The sequence below is a fragment of the Myxococcus eversor genome, from assembly GCF_010894455.1.
GTDB lineage: Bacteria > Myxococcota > Myxococcia > Myxococcales > Myxococcaceae > Myxococcus > Myxococcus eversor.
On sequence record NZ_JAAIXY010000021.1, the window covers coordinates 23,385 to 44,538 of the forward strand.

The 21,154-nt window shown below is 71.2% G+C and carries 12 protein-coding genes; 7 read left to right on the plus strand and 5 right to left on the minus strand.

Annotated elements, in window-relative coordinates; all coding sequences use genetic code 11:
• Nucleotides 1–4: 4 nt before the first annotated feature.
• The 5 genes from G4D83_RS34310 (at nucleotide 5) to G4D83_RS34330 (ending at nucleotide 13,133) form a co-directional block, all read left to right on the plus strand.
• Nucleotides 5–1,369, plus strand: a complete 1,365-nt coding sequence (locus G4D83_RS34310) for an ATP-binding protein (RefSeq protein WP_163869106.1) — start codon at nucleotides 5–7, stop codon at nucleotides 1,367–1,369.
• 97 nt (nucleotides 1,370–1,466) lie between these two features.
• Nucleotides 1,467–3,074, plus strand: coding sequence for a S15 peptidase family protein (locus G4D83_RS34315; protein ID WP_163869107.1), 1,608 nt, complete (start codon nucleotides 1,467–1,469; stop codon nucleotides 3,072–3,074).
• Nucleotides 3,075–3,295: 221 nt separating this feature from the next.
• The gene (locus G4D83_RS34320; RefSeq protein ID WP_163869108.1) at nucleotides 3,296–5,167 is read left to right on the plus strand and encodes an OmpA family protein; all 1,872 of its coding nucleotides are present in this window, start codon (nucleotides 3,296–3,298) and stop codon (nucleotides 5,165–5,167) included.
• Between the two features lie 11 nt (nucleotides 5,168–5,178).
• Nucleotides 5,179–9,330, plus strand: a complete 4,152-nt coding sequence (locus tag G4D83_RS34325) for a DUF4215 domain-containing protein (protein ID WP_163869109.1) — start codon at nucleotides 5,179–5,181, stop codon at nucleotides 9,328–9,330.
• A gap of 89 nt (nucleotides 9,331–9,419) precedes the next feature.
• On the plus strand, nucleotides 9,420–13,133 hold the full coding sequence (locus G4D83_RS34330) for a serine/threonine-protein kinase (RefSeq protein WP_240356923.1): 3,714 nt from the start codon (nucleotides 9,420–9,422) through the stop codon (nucleotides 13,131–13,133).
• 10 nt (nucleotides 13,134–13,143) lie between these two features.
• On the opposite strand, the gene G4D83_RS34335 is transcribed toward G4D83_RS34330, so the two are convergent.
• The 4 genes from G4D83_RS34335 to G4D83_RS34350 form a co-directional block, all read right to left on the minus strand.
• Nucleotides 13,144–13,488 (minus strand): hypothetical protein, encoded by a 345-nt coding sequence (locus G4D83_RS34335; RefSeq protein WP_163869110.1) that lies wholly within the window; start codon nucleotides 13,486–13,488, stop codon nucleotides 13,144–13,146.
• Nucleotides 13,489–13,659: 171 nt separating this feature from the next.
• Nucleotides 13,660–15,276 carry a sigma 54-interacting transcriptional regulator gene (locus G4D83_RS34340; RefSeq protein ID WP_163869111.1) on the minus strand — a complete coding sequence of 539 codons (1,617 nt, stop codon included), beginning with the start codon at nucleotides 15,274–15,276 and terminating at the stop codon, nucleotides 13,660–13,662.
• Nucleotides 15,277–15,508: 232 nt separating this feature from the next.
• Nucleotides 15,509–16,216 carry a translation initiation factor IF-3 gene (infC, locus tag G4D83_RS34345; RefSeq protein WP_163869228.1) on the minus strand — a complete coding sequence of 236 codons (708 nt, stop codon included), beginning with the start codon at nucleotides 16,214–16,216 and terminating at the stop codon, nucleotides 15,509–15,511.
• Nucleotides 16,217–16,491: 275 nt separating this feature from the next.
• Nucleotides 16,492–17,046 (minus strand): GNAT family N-acetyltransferase, encoded by a 555-nt coding sequence (locus G4D83_RS34350; RefSeq protein ID WP_163869112.1) that lies wholly within the window; start codon nucleotides 17,044–17,046, stop codon nucleotides 16,492–16,494.
• Between the two features lie 254 nt (nucleotides 17,047–17,300).
• Here G4D83_RS34350 and G4D83_RS34355 point away from each other — a divergent pair, with 254 nt between their 5' ends.
• Together G4D83_RS34355 and G4D83_RS34360 are read left to right on the plus strand one after the other, a co-directional pair.
• Complete coding sequence (locus G4D83_RS34355) at nucleotides 17,301–18,359, plus strand: NAD(P)H-dependent flavin oxidoreductase (RefSeq protein ID WP_275902410.1); 1,059 nt, start codon at nucleotides 17,301–17,303, stop codon at nucleotides 18,357–18,359.
• Between the two features lie 187 nt (nucleotides 18,360–18,546).
• Entirely contained in the window at nucleotides 18,547–20,232 is a 1,686-nt protein-coding gene (locus G4D83_RS34360) for a DUF6311 domain-containing protein (RefSeq protein ID WP_240356933.1), read from the plus strand.
• A 10-nt stretch (nucleotides 20,233–20,242) separates the two neighbouring features.
• On the opposite strand, the gene G4D83_RS34365 is transcribed toward G4D83_RS34360, so the two are convergent.
• Nucleotides 20,243–21,139, minus strand: a complete 897-nt coding sequence (locus tag G4D83_RS34365) for a bestrophin family protein (protein ID WP_163869114.1) — start codon at nucleotides 21,137–21,139, stop codon at nucleotides 20,243–20,245.
• Between the last annotated feature and the right edge of the window lie 15 nt (nucleotides 21,140–21,154).

The following is a 21,154-nucleotide window of genomic DNA, read 5'->3' on the forward strand; positions in this document are numbered from 1 at the left end:
CGCCATGGCCACCACTCCCGCCTCGAATGCCACGTTCATCCGCGCCGAGGTCTCCTGGTTCAGCCAGCTCCTGGACCTCCGCCTCAAGCAACACGCCGGAGGGACGCCCCACGAAGACCTCCTGGAAGCCCTCCCCCCACCCCGCCTCCCGAAGAAGTCCACGCCCTACTCCGACGTCCTCCGTGAGCTGAAGCTCCAGCCCCCCGAGCGATTGCTCCTCGTCCTCGCGTACCTGCCCCACGTCCAGCCCTCGGCCCTGGACCCCCTCTTCATCCGCAACCAGGCCCTGGACCGCCGCTTCACCGAGTTCGGCGGACTGGCGGGGAGCTCCCACGGCGGCTTCCTCCCCACCGGCGAGACGGCGCTGTTCCTCCTCGCCGGAGAGGACCTCTCCCAGCGGCTCTCCCACCACCGCCTCTTCCATCCCGAGCACCCGCTCCTCGCGCGCCGCGTGCTGCGTCTGGAACGCCGTCACCCGGACGAGCCGCCCCTGTCCGCCGCCCTCCAGCTCACGCCGGAGTACCTGGAGCGCCTCACCACCGGAGGCACCTACCAGCCGCCCTTCGGCCCGGAGTTCCCCGCCCAGCGCATCACCACGCTCCAGGACTGGGATGACCTGGTGCTCGACGGCCCGCTGCGCGATGACCTGGAGGACATCATCACCTGGGCGCGCCACCAGGAGACGCTGATGGACACGTGGGGCCTGCGCAAGCAACTCAAGCCCGGCTACCGCAGCCTCTTCCACGGCCCTCCCGGCACCGGCAAGACGCTCACCGCCTCGCTGCTCGGCAAGGCCACCAACATGCCCGTCTTCCGCGTGGACCTCTCCAAGGTGGTGTCCAAGTACATCGGCGAGACGGAGAAGAACCTCGCCAGCCTCTTCGACCACGCCCAGCTCCAGCGCTGGATTCTCTTCTTCGACGAGGCCGACTCCCTCTTCGGCAAGCGCACCGAGTCGCGCAACGCCAATGACCACGCCGCCAACCAGCAGATCTCCTACCTGCTCCAGCGCATCGAGGACTTCCCGGGCATCGCCCTGCTCGCCAGCAACCAGCGCGCCCACTTCGATGAGGCCTTCGCGCGCCGCTTCCAGTCGATGATCCACTTCCCCATGCCCGGCCCCGCGCAGCGCCTGCGGCTCTGGGAGGCGTGCTTCCGCGACAAGCCCTTCACCCTCGCGGCCGACGTGAACCTGCCCCGCCTGGCGCGCGAGCACGAGCTGTCCGGTGGCGCCATCATCAACGTGCTCCGCCACGCCTGCCTCAAGGCCATCGTCCGCGAGCCCCAGGAGATTCGCGCCCAGGACCTCCTCCACGGCATCAGCCGCGAGCTCCACAAGGAAGGCCGCTACTCCCTCCCTGGACGTTGAATCATGCTTAACAAGCCGTCCTGGACTAACCTTGATTGACGAATCAATCGAGCGGTACGGTGTGCGCCCCCTCTAGCCAGCAGTCCCGAGGTGCTCCATGGCGCAGCGTCTTGCCCCCCGGTTGCTCCGACTGCCGTCCCTCCTCCTGGCGTTGCTGCTCCCCTTCGCCGGGAACGCCGCCGTTCCACATCCCACCCCTGTCGTGAGCGCCGTGCTCGCGGCGGTGCCGACCACGGCCTTCCAGTTCGTCGACATCGCGGTCGGCAACGGCGTGGTGCTGAAGGCGAACTTCATCGCGCCGACGACGCCCGGTCCCCACCCCGCCGTCGTCTTCATCGCGAGCTGGGGACTCAATGACCTGGAGTACCTGGCCCAGGCCAAGGCGCTGGCGCAGAAGGGCTACGTGGTCCTGTCGTACACGCCCCGGGGCTTCTGGGCGTCGGGCGGTGGCATCGACACCGGCGGGCCCGCGGACATCGCCGACACCTCGCGCGTCATCGACTGGCTGGTGGCGAACACGCCCACGAACAGCGCGCGCATCGGCCTGGCGGGCGTGTCGTACGGCGCCGGCATCGCCCTCATCGCCTCGGGGTTCGATTCGCGCGTGAAGGCCGTGGCCGCGCTCTCCGGATGGACGGACCTGGTGGCGTCGCTGTACGGCGGTGACACCCGCAGGCCGCAGGCGGTGGCCCTGTTGGATATCGCCTCGCGCCTGCTGGGCCGGCCCAGCCCCGAGCTGCGCACCAGCATCGACAACTACTTCGCCAACCGCGAAATCGAGGCCATCAAGAGCTGGGGCCGCATCCGCTCGGCCTCCACCTACGTGAGCCGCATCAACACGAACGCGCCCGCCATCCTCATCGCCAACGCGTACGGCGACAGCCTCTTCCCCCCCAACCAGCTCGTCGACTTCTTCGGTCAGCTCACCGGCCCCAAGCGCCTGGAGCTCGCCCCGGGAGACCACGCCGTCGTCGAGGCCACGGGCCTGCTCGGCCTGGACAACCACGTCTGGACCAGCGTGCACCGCTGGATGGACCAGTACGTGGCTGGCATCAACACGGGCATCGGCAACGAGGCCCCCGTCGTCCTGCGCACCTACGACGGCGACGTGGAGGGTTATGCCAACTGGGCCGACGTGTCCTCGGGCACGCAGCGCCAGGCGCTGGGCGCCATCCGCCTGCTTGACGGCACCGGGACACTGGGAGGCTCCTCCTCCACCTCCTCGCGCACCGTCTTCAGCGGCTTCGACACCACCGCCGACGCGGGCGTCGCGCTGCTCACCAACGGGCTCCAGGCGCTCACGGGCATTCCCCCCATCGTGTGGCTGCCGGGCGTCAACCGCCTGAACGCGGGCGTGTGGACCTCCTCCCTCTCCACGCGCGCCATCTCCATCCGTGGCGTGGCCACGCTGAGGCTGCGCATCACCCCGACGACGGCGTCGGGCACCGTGGTCGCCTACCTGTATGACCTGGCCGGCGACTTCGGCGGCCTCATCACCCACGTGCCCCTGAGCTGGCAGGGCGCCACGCCTGGCGCGCCCGTGGACTTGAACCTGGTGTTCCCCGCCACCGCGTACGACGTCCCGGCCTGGCACCAGCTCGCGCTCGTCGTCGACACCGAGGATCCGCTCTACTTCGACGCCAACACCACCGGCGCGCCGCTCGCGCTCGGCGGACCGTCCTGGCTCGACCTGCCGCTGCGCTAGCCACGCGCCCCTCCCTCCCGGGCCCCTCGTGAGCCTGGGAGGGTCTGTCCCCACCCTCCCCTGACCTGACACGTCAACGGCACGCGCGCTCGCGTCCGAACGTGCCCTGACACGTCAGGAGGGCCCCTCCACGCCTGGCCGACTCCTCACGGCGCCCTGGCCCAGGGCGTGCAAATGTGCGCTCGCACACATTTGGTGGCTGAAGGCCGCGCGCGCTCCTGATGAGCCGCGCGGATGTGGAGGAACCCTTGAATCCTAGAAGTCGTCATCCCCTGCTCGGAGGACTCGCCGTTCTCTGCGCGCTTTCGACCCAGGCGCAGGCCCAGCGAATCCCGAGCATCGAGTTGGAGCGGCTGCAGCTCAACCCAGGCGCGAAGGACAGCCTCGTGCTGTCCACCGGCGACCTGCTGCCGGACGGAACGTTCCGCATCGGCCTCACGGCGCACTATGAGCACCAGCCCCTGGTGCTGCTGCGCAACGACGAGGTGCAGGGCACCGTCGTCTCCAACCGCGTGTCGGTGCACTTCAGCGGCGCCTATGCGGTGACGGACTGGCTGGAAGTGGGCGCGCAGGTGCCCGTCGTCACGCAGTGGGGCCCGGAGACGCGCGCGCTCGGCATCGACAAGCCGGGCACCTTCGCGCTGGGCACGCCCTGGCTGCAGGCGCGCGCGGGCCTGTTGTCGGAGTCGCGCGGCGGGCCGCTGGACGTGGGCCTGCACCTGGGCGCGGCGCTGCCCTTTGGCAGCGAGGAGGTGCTCACGAAGGATGACGGCTTCGTCTTCACCCCGCGCGTGGGACTCGGCAAGAAGCTGGGCGACACCTGGCGCCTGGGCGCCGACGTGGGCGCGCTGGTGCGGACCAAGACGTACGCCCTCACCCCCGGCGCGGACCCGCTGCGCGACGAGATGGGCGTGGAGATGAACGGCGGTGTGAATCTCACCGCGAACCTTTTCGGCCTGCGCGAGGAGCTCGTCGTGCGCGGCACGCTGCCCTTCGCCGACGCGCCCAAGTCGCTCGAGGTGCTGCTCGGCCTGCGCTCGAAGCCGAACAATGGCGCCGAGCTCTACATCATGGGCGGCCCGGGCTTCGGCGAGACGCCGGGCACCCCGGAGTTCCGCGTGCTGGGCGGCGTCAACTTCGGCCCTGACACCACGAAGGTGGCGTCATGTGTCGCGGGCAAGCCCCACGACGCGGCCCGCTGTCCGGACCTGGACGCGGATGGCGACGGCGTGAAGAACGTGGCGGACCGCTGCCCGACGGCGCCGGGCCTCGCCGAGCTCAACGGCTGCGCGGACACGGACGACGACCAGGACGGCCTGATGAACCTGGCGGACCGCTGCCCCGCCCAGGCGGAGAACCTCAACGGCTTCGAGGACGCGGACGGCTGCCCGGATGACCCGGACACGGACGGCGACGGCCTGGCCGACTCCAAGGACGCCTGCCCCAGCGCGCCCGAGGACCTGGACGGCTTCGAGGACGCCAACGGCTGCCCGGACCCGGACAACGACCAGGACGGCGTGGCCGACGCGCGCGACGCCTGCATGAACGAGGCGGGCCCGAAGGAGAACCGCGGCTGCCCGGACAAGGACCGCGACGGCGATGGCCTCGTGGACCGGCTGGACAACTGCCCCGACGAGCCGGGCACGGAGAAGAACCACGGCTGCAAGCAGAAGCAGCTGGCGAACATTGGAGAGGGCCAGATTCGCATCCTCGAGTCCGTCTTCTTCGAGAACAACAAGGATGTCATCAGCGCGCGCAGCCACAAGCTGCTCGACAGCGTGGCGTCCATCCTCGCGTCGCACCCTGAAATCGAGAAGCTGCGCGTCGAGGGCCACACCGACAACACGGGCAAGGCCGACTACAACCTGGACCTGTCCCAGCGCCGCGCCGAAGCAGTGGTGAAGTACCTGGTGGACAAGGGCCTCAGCCGCGAGCGGCTGGATTCGCAGGGCTTCGGCCCGGCGAAGCCCATCGCCGAGAACACCACCAAGCCCGGCCGCGCCAAGAACCGCCGCGTGGAGTTCCGCATCGTCGGTGACGCCGAGGGCGTCGAGACGAAGCAGGGCGCTCCCGCCGACACCCTCGAGAAGTGAGGCAGACACTCATGAACCCACGAATCCCTGAACCCCTTTGTCCGGAGCCCGCGAAGTCCTGGCGCCCGGGCCTGTCCACCGCGCTCGCGCTCGCGCTCTTCACCGTCCTCACCGGCTGCGAGCAGAACACCCCGGCGCCCTCTCCCGTCGAGGAGGCCGTGCTGACGTCGCGGCTGGCCCCTCCCGTCGTCGGCGACGGTCGCATCCAGCCCGGCGAGCAGTGTGACGACGGCAACACGGTGAGCGGTGACGGCTGTTCCGCCACCGGCGTCATCGAGGCCGGCTACCTCTGTCATGTCCCCGGACGGGCGTGCTCGCTGGCCTCGCTGTGTGGCAACAACGTCGTCAACCCGGGCGAGGCCTGTGACGACGGCGACACCGCCGCCGGCGCCAACGGCTGCACCGCCACGTGTGACTTGTCGCTGTGCGGCAATGGCACGTTCAACAACCGCCAGTGGCCGAACTTCGACCAGGAGATCTGCGACGACGGCAACCGCACCGAAGGCGACGGCTGCAGCCGCATGTGCGAAGTGGAGCCCGGCTTCGCCTGCGCGGGAACGCCCAGCCGCTGCGTGAGGGCGGGCCTCGCGTTCTTCAACACCGGCGTGGACCAGAACAACCGCCGACTGGAGGTCGGCGCGGACCCGCACTGGTTCTATACGGGTGGCTCGACGGGCGCCGCCACGGGCGTGCGCAACGCCAATGACTGGCCGCAGGAAATCACCACGGCCCGCTTCATGGCGGCCCCGCTGGGCGCGCCCGTGTGCGTCTACCAGGACTTCATCATCCCCTCGACGACGAACATCGCCCAGTTCCGCATGCGGCTGGCGACGTTCAACGACAACGAGTTCGACAGCGCGTCCGTCAACGGCACGCCCTTCACGCCCATCACCGTGAGCGAGCCGGCGGGCAACTCCTGGCAGAAGAACATCATCCGGGAGTTCGGCACGACGGCGGCCTGGCGCACGGGCCTCAACCGCATCGAGCTGTGCAACGAGAACGCGGCTTCGACGCCCAACGCGTTCCGCTACCTCTTCGTGGACGCCTACGACGACCGCTGCGGCGACGGCGCGGTGTCCCTGCGTGAGGAGTGCGACGACGGCAACACGACCAACAACGACGGCTGCAGCTCCAGCTGCGGCATCGAGCCCGGCTATGGCTGCGCGGGTACGCCCAGCTCCTGCGCGGCGACGTGCGGCAACGGCCTGCTCAACTCGGGCGAGCAGTGCGACGACGGCAACGGCACGGTGGGCGACGGCTGCAACGCGTCCTGCCGCGTCGAACCCGGCTACTCCTGCCCCACCCCGGGCCAGGCGTGTGTCACCACCTGCGGCAACGGCGCGGTCGACCCGGGCGAGCTGTGCGATGACGGCAATGGCCTGTCCGGCGACGGCTGCTCCAACTCCTGCCGCATCGAGAGCGGCTACGAGTGCGTGGGCCAGCCGTCCAACTGCGCGCCGCTGTGCGGCAACTCGCGGCTGGACTCCGGCGAGCTGTGCGACGACGGCAACACGAACCTGGGTGACGGCTGCTCCAACGCCTGCACCCTGGAGCTGGGCTACTCCTGCCCCACCGTGGGCCAGCCCTGCGCGAAGACGTGCGGCGACGGCACGGTGAACCCGGGTGAGCAGTGCGACGACGGCAACCTGAACTCCGGCGACGGCTGCGCCACCGAGTGCCGCACGGAGCCGGGCTACTCCTGCAGCAGGCCCTCCAACGGGCCCTCCGTGTGCGCGCAGACCTGCGGCAACGGGACGCGGGAGGCCAGCGAGACGTGCGACGACGGCAACACGGCGAACGGCGACGGCTGCTCGCAGGGCTGCGGCGTGGAGACGGGCTACTCCTGCTCCGGCACGCCCTCCACCTGCACCACGCTCTGCGGCGACGGCCTCACCGCCGGCACCGAGGCGTGTGACGACGGCAACGCGACGGGCGGCGACGGTTGCACCGCGTGCGCCGTGGACCCGGGCTACAGCTGCCCGCCTCCTGGCAACGTCTGCTTCAACACCTGCGGCAACGGCGTCATCAACGCGGGCGAGACGTGCGACGACGGCAACACGACGAACGGCGACGGCTGCTCCGGCATCTGCGGCCGGGAGCCGGGCTACAACTGCTCCGGCGCGCCCTCCACCTGCGCCACCACCTGCGGCGACGGCGTCGTGGCCGGCTCCGAGGTGTGTGACGACGGCAACCTGAACAGCGGCGACACCTGCTCGCCTCGCTGCCTCTGGGCGAACGGCCAGCCCTGCAGCGCCTCCGGCGTCTGCGAGAGCGGCACCTGCAACCCGAACACGGACGTCTGCGTCACCGCCAACGTGTGCGGCAACGCGATGCTGGACAACGGGGAGCTGTGCGACGACGGCAACACGACGAACGGCGACGGCTGCGCGGCCACCTGCGCGATTGAACCGGGCCATGGCTGCGCCGGCAATCCGTCCGTCTGCGCCGTGACGTGCGGCGATGGCATCAAGGCTTCCTCCGAGGCGTGTGACGACGGCAACACGACGGCCAACGACGGCTGCTCGGCCACCTGCACGATTGAAGCGGGCCATGGCTGCCAGAACACCAACGTGCGCGCGTTCATCACGCGTCAGGGCAGCAGCCAGTGCACCCAGGTGTCCAGCATCTCCGAGCCGGAGCTGCCCGCGGGCGCCGTGGTTGCGTTGCTGACGGTGCCGGGCCGCTACCGCACCGGCTACGTCTCCGGAGCGGTGAGCTACTCCGGTGGCACCAACTGGTATCCGGGCATCTTCGGCTTCAACCACGACACGAGCGCGGGCACACAGCACTTCTCGTTGGGCGACGTCCCGGCGGGGGGCCCCGCGTCCACCACGCGTGATGCCGCCATGGAGCTGGGCTTCCCGCTGCGCCGCGATTTCGACGCGACGTCGGGCGACGTGCGCCTGGCGCTCATCGACACCGACTGCGCGCTGAACAACAACTCGGAGACCGCGGTGTCCTACCGCGTGGACTCGCTGTCCATCTGCCAGCTCATTCCCGTGCTGACGGACCCGACCCCGGGCGGCGTGTCCAACCCCGTCATCGGGGGCACCGGCTCGCCGGGCTCCACCATCAACGTCTACGTGGATGGCAGCCCCACCTCCGCGTGCACCGCCGTCGTCGACAACAGCGGCAACTGGGTGTGCGATTTGGGCAACATCCCCGAGGGTCCGCACTCGGTGGTCCTCACCTCCACCGAGGTGGGCGCCACGGAGACGGCTCCGCCGGTGAACATCACCATCGACAACGGGCCGCCCGCCGCGCCCGTCATCACCGGCCCCGCCAACGGCTCCACCACGCCCGACTCGACGCCGCCCCTGAGCGGCACGTCCGAGCCGAACGCCACGGTGACGGTGAGCGAGGGGGGCACGGTGCTGTGCACCGCCACCGCCGACGCCACGGGCAACTGGAGCTGCACGCCCGCCACGCCGATGACGGATGGCCCGCACACCATCACCGCTGTCGCCACGGACGGCTCGGGCAACACCAGCACGCCTTCGGCTCCGGTGACCTTCACCGTGGCCGGGACGCCGCCGGCCGCGCCCGTCATCACCGGCCCCGCGAACGGCTCGCTGCTGAACACGTCCACCCCGGCCATCTCCGGCACCTCCGTGCCGAACGCCACGGTGACGGTGCGCGAGGGTGACACCGTGCTGTGCACCGCCACCGCCGACGCCACGGGCGCCTGGAGCTGCACGCCCACCACGCCGCTGGCGGACGGGACGCACTCGGTGGTCGCCAACGCCACGGACCGGGTGACGGGCCTCACCAGCGCGCCCTCCAATGTCGACACGTTCCGCATCGACACCCAGGCGCCCGACACGTCCTTCAGCCGCAACCCGCCGGCGCGCACCGGCGAGCCGGAGGCCCCCTTCGGTTACGCCTCCAACGAGGACGGCGTGGCGTACGAGTGCAGCCTGGACGGCGGGCCCTTCGTCGCCTGTCGGGACACCTACGACGTCCGCGACGGTGACCACACCCTGCGGGTGCGCGCCACCGACGGCGCGGGCAACGTGGACGCCACCCCCGCCGAGTACCGGTGGACGGTGCTGAACACGCGCGCCTTCGCGGGCGGAGGCTGCAGCGCGGCCCCCGCGACGTCCTGGCTGCCCCTGCTGGCGCTGCTGGGACTGCGCCTGCGCCGCAAGCAGCGCCGCCAGTAGCGAACGGTTTCCGCCGGGAGGTCCACGTCCCTCCCCCCAGTCCCCGGCCCCCTCCGGGGACTCGTGGGCCTCCCGGCGGGTCTCCCCGCATGACCGCGCAACCCCGTATGCTGGGGGCCGTGGACATCGCGGGGAAGAAGCAGGAGACGTATGAGGAGGAGCTGCTCCTCGCGCTGGACGAAGGGCTCGTCTCCACCGAGGAGGCGGCCGCCCTGCGCGAGGAGGCGCTCGACCTGGGGCGCAGTCCCCTGGAGCTCTTGCGCGAGCAGGGGCGCCTGGGCGAGCACACGCTGAGCGAGCTGCGCGAAGAGGTCTCCCGGGAGCTGGGAGGCGCCAGTGGCCAGGGCCCGCTGGAGGCCCCCACGCTGGACCCGGACACCCCGGTGGTGGCTCCCCCGTCCGCCTCCGCCGTTTCGGAAGGCTCGGGCGTGGACCCGTCCTTCCCCGTGCCGGACTGGGACCGCTACCAGCCCGTGCGCTTCCTGGGCCAGGGCGGCATGGGCCAGGTGTTCCTGGCGTATGACCCGCTGTTGCGCCGCAACGTCGCGCTCAAGTTCGTGAAGGGCGGAGACCCGGAGCTGGCGCGCCGCTTCCTCTCCGAGGCCCGCGCCCAGGCCCGCGTGCGCCACGAGCGGGTGTGCGAGGTGTACGAGGTCGGCGAGGTGCAGGGGCGCGGCTACATCGCCATGCGCTACGTGGCCGGCCAGTCGCTGGGGCAGCTCGCGCCCTCGCTGACGCCGGAGCAGAAGGTGCTCGTGCTGCGTCAGGCCGCCGAGGGCGTGCACGCCGCGCACCGCGCGGGACTGGTCCACCGCGATATCAAACCCGGCAACATCCTGGTGGAGCGCACGGAGGACGGCGACTTCGCGCCCTTCGTCATGGACTTCGGTCTGGCGCGGGACTGGCGCGAGGAGGGCGGACTCCACGGCGTGGTGATGGGCACGCCCCACTACATGGCCCCCGAGCAGGCCAAGGGCGACACGGCGCGGTTGGACCGGCGCGTGGACGTCTACGGCCTGGGCGCCACGCTGTACCTGCTGCTCACCGGACAGACGCCGTTCCACGGCACCAACGAGCACGACATCATCACCCGGCTCCAGACGGAGGAGCCCCGTCCGCCGCGCGCGGTGGACCGGGATATCCCCCAGGACCTGGAGGCCGTCGTCCTCAAGTGCCTGGAGAAGGAGCGCTCGGCCCGCTACGACTCGGCGCGGGCGCTGGCGGATGACCTGGAGCGCTTCCTCGGCGGAGAGCCGGTGCAGGCGCGGCGGGGCCTGGGGTACCGGCTGCGCAAGAAGGCGCGCAAGCACCGCGTGGCGCTGGGCGCGGGCCTGGCGGCGCTGACGGTGGTGGCGCTGGCGCTGGGGCAGGCGGTGCTGGCGCGCAGCGAGGTGGCCGAGCGCGAGCGGCTCACGCGCAGCTTCACCGAGCGCGTGGAGCGCATCGAGGCCGCCGCGCGCTACTCGTTCCTGTCGCGCCTGCACGACACGCGCGAGGACCGCGCGTCCCTGCGCGCCAGCATGGATGCGCTGGAGGTGGAGGTGAAGGAGGCGGGCGAGCACGCGGTGGGCCCCGGCAACTACGCGTTGGGCCGCGCGCTGCTCGCGCTGGGTGACGTGGAGGGCGCGCGCCGGAAGCTCGAGTCCGCGTGGGAGCACGGCTACCGCGAGCCCCGCGCGGCCTGGGCGCTGGCGCTGGTGCTGGGCGACCAGTACCGGGAGAAGCTGCTGCTGGACGTGGAGCGCCGAAGCCCCGAGCAGCGAGAGCTGCGCCGCCGGGAGCTGGAGCAGCGCTATCGAGACCCGGCGCTCGCGTACCTGCGCCAGGCGGAAGGGCCGGACGTCCCCGCGCCGCCGCTGTACGTGAAGGCCCTGTTCGCCTTCCACGAGGGGCGCCACGAGGAGGCGCTGGCGCACCTGGAGGCGATGAGCAACACCCAGCCCTGGTTCTACGAGGCGCCGCTGCTGCGCGGCGACGTGTACCTGGCGCGTGCCATGGGGCGCTGGCATCAGGGAGACGGCGTCGGCTCGCAGGCGGACCTGGAGGCCGGGCGGCGCGCGTACGCGGCGGCCATCGCCACCGCGGAGAGCCAGCCCGACGGCCACTACGCCCTGGGACGCCTGGAGCTGGCCGCGCTCGTGATGGAGTTGTACGGCGCGGGCAACGTGCTGCCGCCCTACCAGCGGGGCCTGGAGACGCTGGACTACGCGCTCAAGGCGGCGCCGGACCACCACCGCTCGCTCGTGGTGCGCTCGCGGCTGTACCGGCGCCTGGGCGAGCAGCACGCCAACCAGAACACCGACGACGTGGAGCTGCTGTTCGGCAAGGCCATCGACGCGGCGCAGGCCGCGCTGAAGCTGGCGCCCCCGAGCGACCGCGTCACGCTGGAGCTGGCCATCATCCACCGGCTGTGGGCCCGCCACCGTCAGCGCCTGTCGCAGGACCCGCGCGAGCAGCTCGGCCTCTCCATCGAGGCCCTGGAGCGCCTGAGTCCCGAGGAGCGCGACTACGCCTTCCACGCGAACCTGGGCCTGACGCACCAGGTGTGGGCCGACTACGAGAGCGAACACGGGCAGGATTCGCTCGACCACCAGGGCAAGGCCATCGACGCGTACCTCGCCGCCATCCGCGTGAGGGAGAACCAGGCGGACGCGTGGATCAATCTCGGCAACTCCTACCGCGCGCGGGCGGCCATCCCCAGCGCGCCGGACGCCTCGGGCGATTTGACGCGGGCGATAGAGGCCATCGAGCGCGCGCTCACCCTCAACCCCCGCAACGTCATCGCCTGCTACCAGGGCGCGGACGTGTCCGAGCAGCTCGCGCGCTGGCGACAGGAGCACGGGCAGGACCCGGAGCCGGACCTGGAGCGGGCGCTGGCGCTCTACCGGCGGGGCCGGGACATCAACCCCAAGCTGCCGCAGCTCCACAACGGCCTGGGCGCCGCCCTCCTGTGGCAGGCCGAGCAGCGCTGGGAGGATGGAAAGGACGTGACGGCGCTCCTGACGGAGGCGCGCAAGGCCTTCGAGCAGGCGCGCGCCGTGGCCCCTCAGCAGGCCTTCTCCTACAACAACCTGGGCGAGGTGGAGGCGGTGCGCGCGGGCTTCCTCGTCGCGCGAGGGGAAGACCCCGGCCAGAGCCTCAAGGTGGCGAAGGAGGACTACCGCCGCGCGCTGGAGCTGCTCCCGGGCGACGCGGACCTGTGGACCAACCTGGCGCGGGTGCACGTGCTGTGGGCCACCCACGCGCTGGCGCGCGGGCGCGACGTGGGCAAGGACCTGGCCCAGGCGGAGGAGGCGCTCACCCGCGCGCGAGAGCTCAACCCGAAGCTGGCCTATGCGTGGCGCTACCAGGGTGGCGTGCTGGACGTGCGCGCCCGCGACAAGGCCCGGCGAGGCACCGCGAAGGACGAGGACTTCCAGCAGGCCGCGGAGGCGCTCGCGCACGCGGTGGAGCTGGCGCCCCGGCGGCACGAGTACGTGCTGGCGGCCGGAGAGCTGCAGCTCGCGTGGGGGCGCTGGAAGCAGGCGCAGGGAGAGGACGCGACGCCCATGCTGACGCGGGGGCTGGAGCACGTCGCGCGAATCGTGGCGGCGCGGCCGGCGTGGTCACGGGCCCTGTTGTTGCGCGCGGGGCTGCGGCTCGCGCTGGCGGACAACGCGCCCACCGAGCAGCAGCAGGCGTGGCGTGTCCAGGCCCGAGAGGACGCGGAGGCCGCGCTCTTGCGCAACCCCCACCTCGCGCCGGGATGGAAGGGCAGGCCCACCTCCGACTCGGAGCTGTCGGCCCGCCCTCCCCCGCCCTGAGGCGCGGCGACTACTTCTTCTGGGGGTCTTTCGGCGGGTCGGTCGTCACGTCCAGACCGCCCTTCTTCGTCTCGTACTGGTTGCCCGGGCCGTGCTTCGCGTCGGGCAGAATCACCTGGAACCCGTAGAGGCCCGTGGCGCACGTCAGCGTCACGGAGTTCTCGCTGTTGGAAGCGGCCAGGGAGCCGTTGTTCAGGAAGAACGGGCCGGGCGCATTGAGACACGTCCCGTCGGGGAACTTCACCTCGGCGGACACGACGCCATCCAGGGTGAACGTCACCTCGTCGCCGTGACGGACGCGGGCCTCTTCCGGGGTGGGTCCTGTCGACTGAATCCTGATGACGATATTGGCCATGGGCCGTGGCTCCTTCTGTGGGTTGGACTGACTGTCTGCGGCAACAGACTGCAGACACCGTACCAGCGCGCGCCGACCCGCGGCTCCCTCGGAAACACCGTCCGGGCCCGCGGCGACGAGGAAGAATGGACGCGTCAACGACGTGTCATGCCCGAGGGCTGACGCGTCCACTCAGGCGTCCGACAGCCCCAGCTCGCGCACGCGGCGCTGCAGGGCGCGGCGGGAGACCTCCAGCCGCTGCACCATCTTGTCCAAATCACCCTCGCACTCCTGGAAGCAGCGGGTGATTTCCTCCGGGCTCAAATCCCGCGCGGTGCGGATGAGCGAGCTCTTGTCGATGAGCACGTAGACGGAGGGGCGCGGAATGCCGAGGAAATCCGCGGTGGCCTTCAAGTCCCACGAGCAGGCGCGCAGCGCCTCCAAGAGCTCGTTCTCCCCCACTTCGGATGGCTTGCGCCGGGACGACTTCGCCTCGGCGGCTTCGGGCACGCCCGGAGCGGGCACCGCCAGTACCTTGCCCGGCACGGGCAGCGACTCCGCGTCCAGCGTCTGCTCCAGCCGCGAGTCGATGCGCAGGCCCGGCAGGCCCCGGCTGCCGATGACGAGCTGCCGGGTGACGTTGCGAAGCTGCCGGACGTTGCCGGGCCACGCGTAGCGCACCAGCCGGACGGCGACGGCCGCCGGAAGCCAGGGCTGCGCGCGCGGATCCGTGGAGGCCAGCCGCCACGTCTCGCCCGTCGTCTCCAGCTCCTGGCGCGCGAAGTGGAGGAACAAGAGGCCAATGTCCTCGCGCCGCTCGCGCAACGCGGGCACCCGCAGTTCGAAGCCCGCCAGCCGGTGCAGGAGCGGCGCCTTGAACAGGCGCTCTTCGATTCGCGCCTCCAGATTCGAGTCCGTGGCGGCGACCATCCGCACGTCCACGGGCACCGGCGTGTGGCCGCCCACCGGGTACACCTCGCCCGTCTCCAGCACGCGCAGGAGCGCCGCCTGCACCTCGGGGGGCGCCTCGCCCACCTCGTCCAGGAACAGGGTGCCGCCGTGCGCGGCACGGAAGAAGCCCTCGCGATCTCTACTGGCGCCCGTGTACGCGCCCCGCTGCGCGCCGAACAGCTCCGCGGCCACCAGCTCCTTGGAGAGCGCACCCAGGTTGACGCTGACGAAGGGCCCCGCGCGACGCGGGCCGTTGTCGTGGATGGCGCGAGCCACCAGCTCCTTGCCCGTGCCCGTCTCGCCCCGGATGAGCACCGGCACCTGGAGGTCCGCCACCCGGAGGATGTCCTCGCGAAGCTGCCGGATGCCCTCGCCCTGGCCCACGAGCCCCAGGTCCTTGGTGAGCACATCCCCACCCGAGGAGGCCAGGTGCAGCAGCAGCACCACGCGCTCGGCCAGCACCAGCGGCACGCCCGCGACGAGCTCCTCCTGGGTGAACTCCCGGCCCCCGGCCACCGACTCCCCGGCCACCCAGACCTGGGTGCCGTCCTCCGGCACCAGCAGGCGCAGACCGCCGTTGGAGCCCGGCTCGAAGAGCACCGGCGTCCGGCTGAGGAAGGGGTCTCCCAGGGGCAGCGCCAGGAGCCCTCCCGGACGGGAGAAGTCCGGCGCGTTGCGCGACAGGGCCGCCGTGCGGCCCACGCTCGCGAGCACCTCCAGCAACAGCCGCTCACCGATGCGCTGGGGATGCGGATGCGACACGACCGTCAAGGCCGGCACGCTCCGCGGGGCCTGCGCGGACTTGCCCTTCGTATGGACGGCGGTGGTCGACATGTCGGCGGCAAGCTTCTGCTGCATGAGCTGGTTCGATTTCCAGGTCTTCCAGTCTATCAGCCTACACCGGCCTGGGACGGGGAGATCAGCCGAGGCCCCTCAACCGTCCGCGAACCCACGCTCACGAGGCAGGCCCTCGGAGGCTCGCCAGCCAGCGGCTTTCGGGCACCCCGTTCCGAGGAAGCGGAAAGGGGTGAGGCCCCGAGAGGCCCCCCACGCGGTGGAGGCTGTCCACCGCGTGCGGGGGCTATGGGTCTCAGGGCGTCGGGCCCGTCGAGTCCGCGGGCGGAGGCGCCGCGGGGCTCGCGTCCTCTTCCGGCGCGCTGCCCGTCGCGGGCGCGGCGGCCTTGTCGGGAGACGTCGGGGCGGAGGGCCGCTTGGGACCGGCCGCGGCGCGGGCCTGCTCACGGGCGCGCTGGGCGATCTTCGGCGTGGGCGCGAGAATCATGAACATCAGGCGCCCTTCCATCCGCGGGGCCTGCTCCACCACCGCGACGTCCTTCAGGTCCTTCGCCACGTCGTCGAGGATGGCGGTGCCCTGCTCCTTGTGCGTGATTTCACGCCCGCGGAACTGGATGACCACCTTCGCCTTGTTGCCATCTTCGATGAAGCCGCGGGTGTTGCGGACCTTGAACTCGTAGTCGTGGTCCTCCGTCTTGGGACGGAGCTTCACTTCCTTGAGGTGCACGATGAGCTGGGCGCGCTTGGCTTCCGCCGCCTTCTTCTTCTCCTCGTACTTGAACTTGCCGTAGTCCATGATCTTGCAGACTGGCGGCTGGGCCATCGGGCTGACCTCGACGAGGTCGAGACCTTCCGAGCGGGCCTTGTCGAGCGCGGCCTCGAGCGGCATGACTCCGAGCTGTGAGCCATCGGAGCCGACCACCCGGACTTCACGGGCGCGGATGCGGCGATTGGTTCTCTGGTCGCGGCTCCCGCCGCGGTTGCCTCTTTGATCCCTAAGAATGTGACGCTCCTGCGAAAGGGTGGAAGGACCTGCTGTCCCAAGGGTGGGCAGGTCGCTGAGTTACGGCATGGGGTGGGTCGACGCGTACGGCGGGCGGCCCGCCCCTCTGACACTCGCGCACGGTGCGTGCCTCTCCGTGCGACACTTCGAATCTAATCGCCCCCCTGCCCCCAGAGAAAGGGAGCAAGCGGGAAGACACGTCCCAGGGGCGAGGACTAGCCCACCGGCGGACATAACACCAGGGCCCCTTCCTTGCCCCGGAATCCCACCCTGGGTCAGCCATTGGACGAAGCGCGGCGGGCCCTCCACGCCTCCCGGCCCTGCCCCCACAGCTCCACGGAGACGTTCTCCATGGGGGCGGGGAGCCTTCCGGGGCCCCGCGGGGTGGAGCCCAGGCGGCGGGCCACCTGCTGGGAGCCGACGTTGTCCGGGGCGATGGAGTGGATGATGTCCGTCCACCCCAGGCTGTCGAAGGCCCAGTCCATGGCGGCCGTGGCGGCCTCGGTGGCGTAGCCCTTGCCCCAGGTCTCCCGCAGCAGGGCCCAGCCGACCTCCGTGCCCGGCCACCCCTCGGGCTGCCAGGGCCCCACCCGGCCGACCCACCTGCCCGTGGAGCGCTCCAGCACGGAGAACATGGAGAACCCATGCAGGGCCCATCCCCCCGCCATGACGCACATCGAGCGCCAGACGACGGAGCGGGGCTGGAGGCCACCGATGTGGCGCGCGGACTCGGGGTCGGCCATCAGGGCCACGAAGCCCTCGAAGTCCTCCCGCGCCGTGGGGCGCAGGATGAGGCGCGCGGTTTCGAGCGTCGGTCCCGGTGCATTCATGGTCGGTTCCCCTGAGGTGAGGCCCTGGAGAAGAAATGGAGCGGCGCGGCACGCTGGCACCCACCCCCGTCGCGGGCAAGCGCTGCTTGCCGGGTGACGCGGATGGCGGCCACAAGCGCGGCTTCTCCTCACGTTCATCCAGGGGCCCGGCCCGCCAGGACATCGGGTCGCCAGGCGGGCTGCTCGCCGCTAGGACAGGCGCGGCACGACGACGCGAGGGCCTTCCCATGTGGACTGAGACGCGTGTGGCACGGATGCTTGGAACCCGGCTCCCCCTGGTACAGGGGCCGTTCGGCGGAGGGATGTCGACGACGCGACTGGCGGCGGCGGTGTCGGAGGCGGGTGGGCTCGGCTCGTTCGGCGCGCACCACCTGAGCGCGGCTCAGCTGGAGGCCACCGTCCGGGAGCTGAGGGGGCTCACCACGCGCCCGTTCGCCATCAACCTGTGGGTCCCGTTGGAGGGTGAGCGGGACGTGCGCCCCACGCCGGAGGAGTTCGAGGCGGGCGTCGCCCGGCTGAAGCCCTGGTACGACGAGCTGGGGGTGCCGCTCCCCACGTACCCCAGCGCCTTCTCCCAGGACTACGACGCGCAGGTGGAGGCGGTGCTGGCGCTCAAGCCGCCGGTGTTCAGCTTCATCTTCGGCATCCCCTCGGCGCGAATCCTGGAGGCGTGTCGGGCCTCCGGCATCGTCACGGCGGGGACGGCGACGAACGTGGACGAGGGGCTCGCGCTGGAGCGGGCGGGCGTGGACCTCATCGTCGCCTCGGGAAGCGAGGCGGGAGGACACCGGGCCTCGTTCCTCCGGCCCGCGGAGGAGTCCCCCGCGACGACGGCGCTGGTGCCGCAGTTGGTGGACCGGGTGCGCACGCCCGTCATCGCCTCCGGGGGAATCGCGGACGGCAGGTCGGTGGCCACGGCCCTGGCCCTGGGCGCGGAGGGCGTCCAGGTGGGCACGGCCTTCCTCGCGTGCGAGGAGTCCAACGCCAGTGACGCCTACCGCCAGGCGCTGCGCCAGGAGTCCGCGCGCGCCACGGTGCTGACGCGCGTCTTCTCCGGTCGCTACGCGCGCGGCATCAAGAACCGCTTCCTGCGCGAGCTGACGCCGCACGAGCGGGAGATTCCGCCCTACCCCGTGCAGAACTGGCTCACCCAACCCCTGCGACAGGCGGCGGCCCGACAGGGGCGCGAGGATATCCTGTCGCTGTGGGCGGGACAGAACGCGCCGCTCATCCGGCATTCGCGCGCGCCAGAGCTGGTGGACTTCCTGGAGAAGGACACCGCGCGCGTCCTGGCGCGGCTCGCGGGCCTCTGAGCCGGACGGAGCGTCGGCGCGGGCGAGCCCCTGGGCCTCACGCTCCACCGCCTTGACGGGGCGGGAAGTCCCGTGCTCAAGCACTCGACGAATGTCGGACCCGAGCGCCTCCCTCCCCGTCCCCACCGAGACACCGTCGGCGCCGCGCGCCGAGAGAGAGCGACTGCGGCGCGTCCGGGAGTCGCTCGTGCGGTGGGGAACGGCCCAGGCGGGCCCGCTGGGTGCGGCGCTCGTCGGCCTGCTCACGTTCCTGGCGACCTTCGGGCCGAACGCGCTGGACCCCCAGCGAATCGGCTGGCTCATCCGGGATGACTTCAGCCAGCACCTGTTGGGGTGGCTCTTCTTCCGCGAGACGCCGCTCGGCCTGCCGCTGGGGGCCACCCCCAACTACCTCCATCCGCTGGGGACGTCGCTCGGGTACACGGACTCGATTCCGTGGGTGGGCCTGCTCTTGCGGCCCTTCTCCTTCATGCTGCCCACGGACTTCCAGTACATCGGCCCGTGGATGTGCCTGTGCCTCATGCTGCAGGGCGCGTCCGCGGCGTGGGTGGCGCGGCGCATGGGCGCCCCCCCTCAGCACCAATGGTGCGTGGGCGGGATGCTGGTGCTGTCGCCCGTGCTGCTGTCGCGGATGACCTTCGCGCACGAGGCCTTGTGCGCGCACTGGCTGCTGGTGCTGCTGGTGGGCCTGCACCTGATGCCCCAGCGCGACGCGCGCGACGCGAAGCAGGCGCTGGGCATGAGTCTGGGACTCTGCGTCTTCGCCGCGGGCGTCCACCCCGTCATCGCCACCATGACGTTGCCGCTGGCGCTGTCCCTGTGCGCGCGGACGGCGCTGGAGCGGAAGCTCCCCTTCGCGTGGCCCGCGCTCGCGGCGGTGGCCTGCTTCGCGTCCGTGCTGGGGCTCTTCTTCGCCTTCGGCTACCTGGGCACCGGCATCCCCGTGGGCGCCACCGACTTCGGCGACTACTCCTCGGACCTGACCACGCTGTTCAACAGCATCGGCCACGGCGAGATTCGCTGGTCCCGCTTCCTTCCCCCGCTGCCCAGGCACGGCAGCCAGAACGAGGGCTTCGGCTACCTGGGCGCTGGCGGCCTCGTCGCGCTCGCCCTCGTGCTCGTGCTCATGGCCCGTGAGCCCCGGCGCATCCTCGCGCTGTGGCGGAGATGGGTGCCCGTCACCCTCGTCGCGCTGGCCCTCGCCTTCTTCGCCCTCTCGTGGCGCGTCAAGTTCCAGGGGCAGCAGGTCGCCGACCTGTCAGCGCTCTATCGCCCGGTGCTCAAGTGGGCGGAGGCCTTCCGCTCCTCGGGCCGCTTCATCTGGCCCCTGCACTACCTGCTGCTCGTGGGGGCCGCGCTCGCGCTGCCTCGGCTGGTGCGCCCGTCGCTCGCGCCCACGCTGGCGGGGCTGCTGCTGCTCATCCAGGGACTGGACCTCAACCTCGGTGAAGGGCGGAGGGCACAGGGGGGCGGCGGCACCTGGAACACCCTTCCGTCGCTCGCGCTCACGGAGGCGGCGAAGGGCCGCGAGCACCTGGCGCTCTACCCGCCGCAGATGCATGACGGCTCCGGCCGGGGCTGCCGCGCGGGCCCCATGGACTTCCACCGCTGGGCCTACCGCGCGTACCGGCTGGGCCTCACCTTCAACAGCGGATATGTCGCGCGCATCGACGACGCGAAGGCGCAGGCGTACTGCCTGGGCATGGACGCCGAAATCACCGCGGGCAGGATGGACCCCCAGACGGTCTATCTGGTCATCCCCTCGCGGGTGAGCTGGCTCCAGAAGATTCGCGGCGCGCACTGCCAGCCGGAGGATGGGCTGTGGCTGTGCACCTACGACGCGCCGCCCGAGCCCTCCGTGTCCGGCCGCTGAGAGCCCCCGCTCAAGCGGCCGGGGGTGCCTGGCGCGACTGCGGCTCGGCGGGCAGCAGCGCGTTCAGGTTCGCGTGGATGGTGTTGCAGATGGCGTCCAGCGGCAGGTCGTTGTCGTCGTGGCCGAAGGGGTCTTCGATTTCGACGCCAATCTCCTCGATGCCGAAGAAGATGTACGCGACGATGAACGTGGCGAGCACCGTCAGCCCACCGAAGGACTCCACCAGCGCGAAGGGCAGCGTGTAGCAGAAGACGAGCAGCGCCCGGCGCAGGTGCATCACATACGCGAAGGGGATGGGCGTCTTGCGGATGCGCTCACATCCGCCGATGTAGTCGACGAGCAGGTGGACGTCCTGGTCCAACTGCATCTGCACGTATTCGGAGTACAGGCCCTGGCGCCGGCCGGCGTCGAGCAGCGAGCTCATCTTCCGCGCCACGGCGAACGGCACGTGCTGGGCACGCATCACCTCCGCCACCTCGTCCGGCGGCAGCTCCTGGGCCAGGGGCCCCAGCTCCGCCTTGGTGCGCAGGAACGACGCGGACGCGAAGGGGAAGGCGGCCGTCCACCGCAGCAGCGCGGCGTAGAGGGCGGGCTCGGAATGGAGGAAGACGCCCGCGGCGCGCGCCAGGTTGCGCGTCTCGTTGACGATGCCGCCCCACAGCTTCCGTCCCTCCCAGAACCGGTCATAGGAGGAGTTGGTGCGGAAGACGAGCAGGAGGCTCAGGGAGATTCCCGCCAGCGTGTGCACCGTGGGGGGAATCGCCACCGAGCGGACATGGGAATGGAAGATGGTGACGCCCAGTGCCCACAGGACGCAGACCATGACCCGGGCCACGATTTCGCGGACCATCGAGCCCTTGAGGTAGTGGAAGTAACTCCACCAACGATGCGGATCGTACTCAACCATGGGATTCGGGGGGCG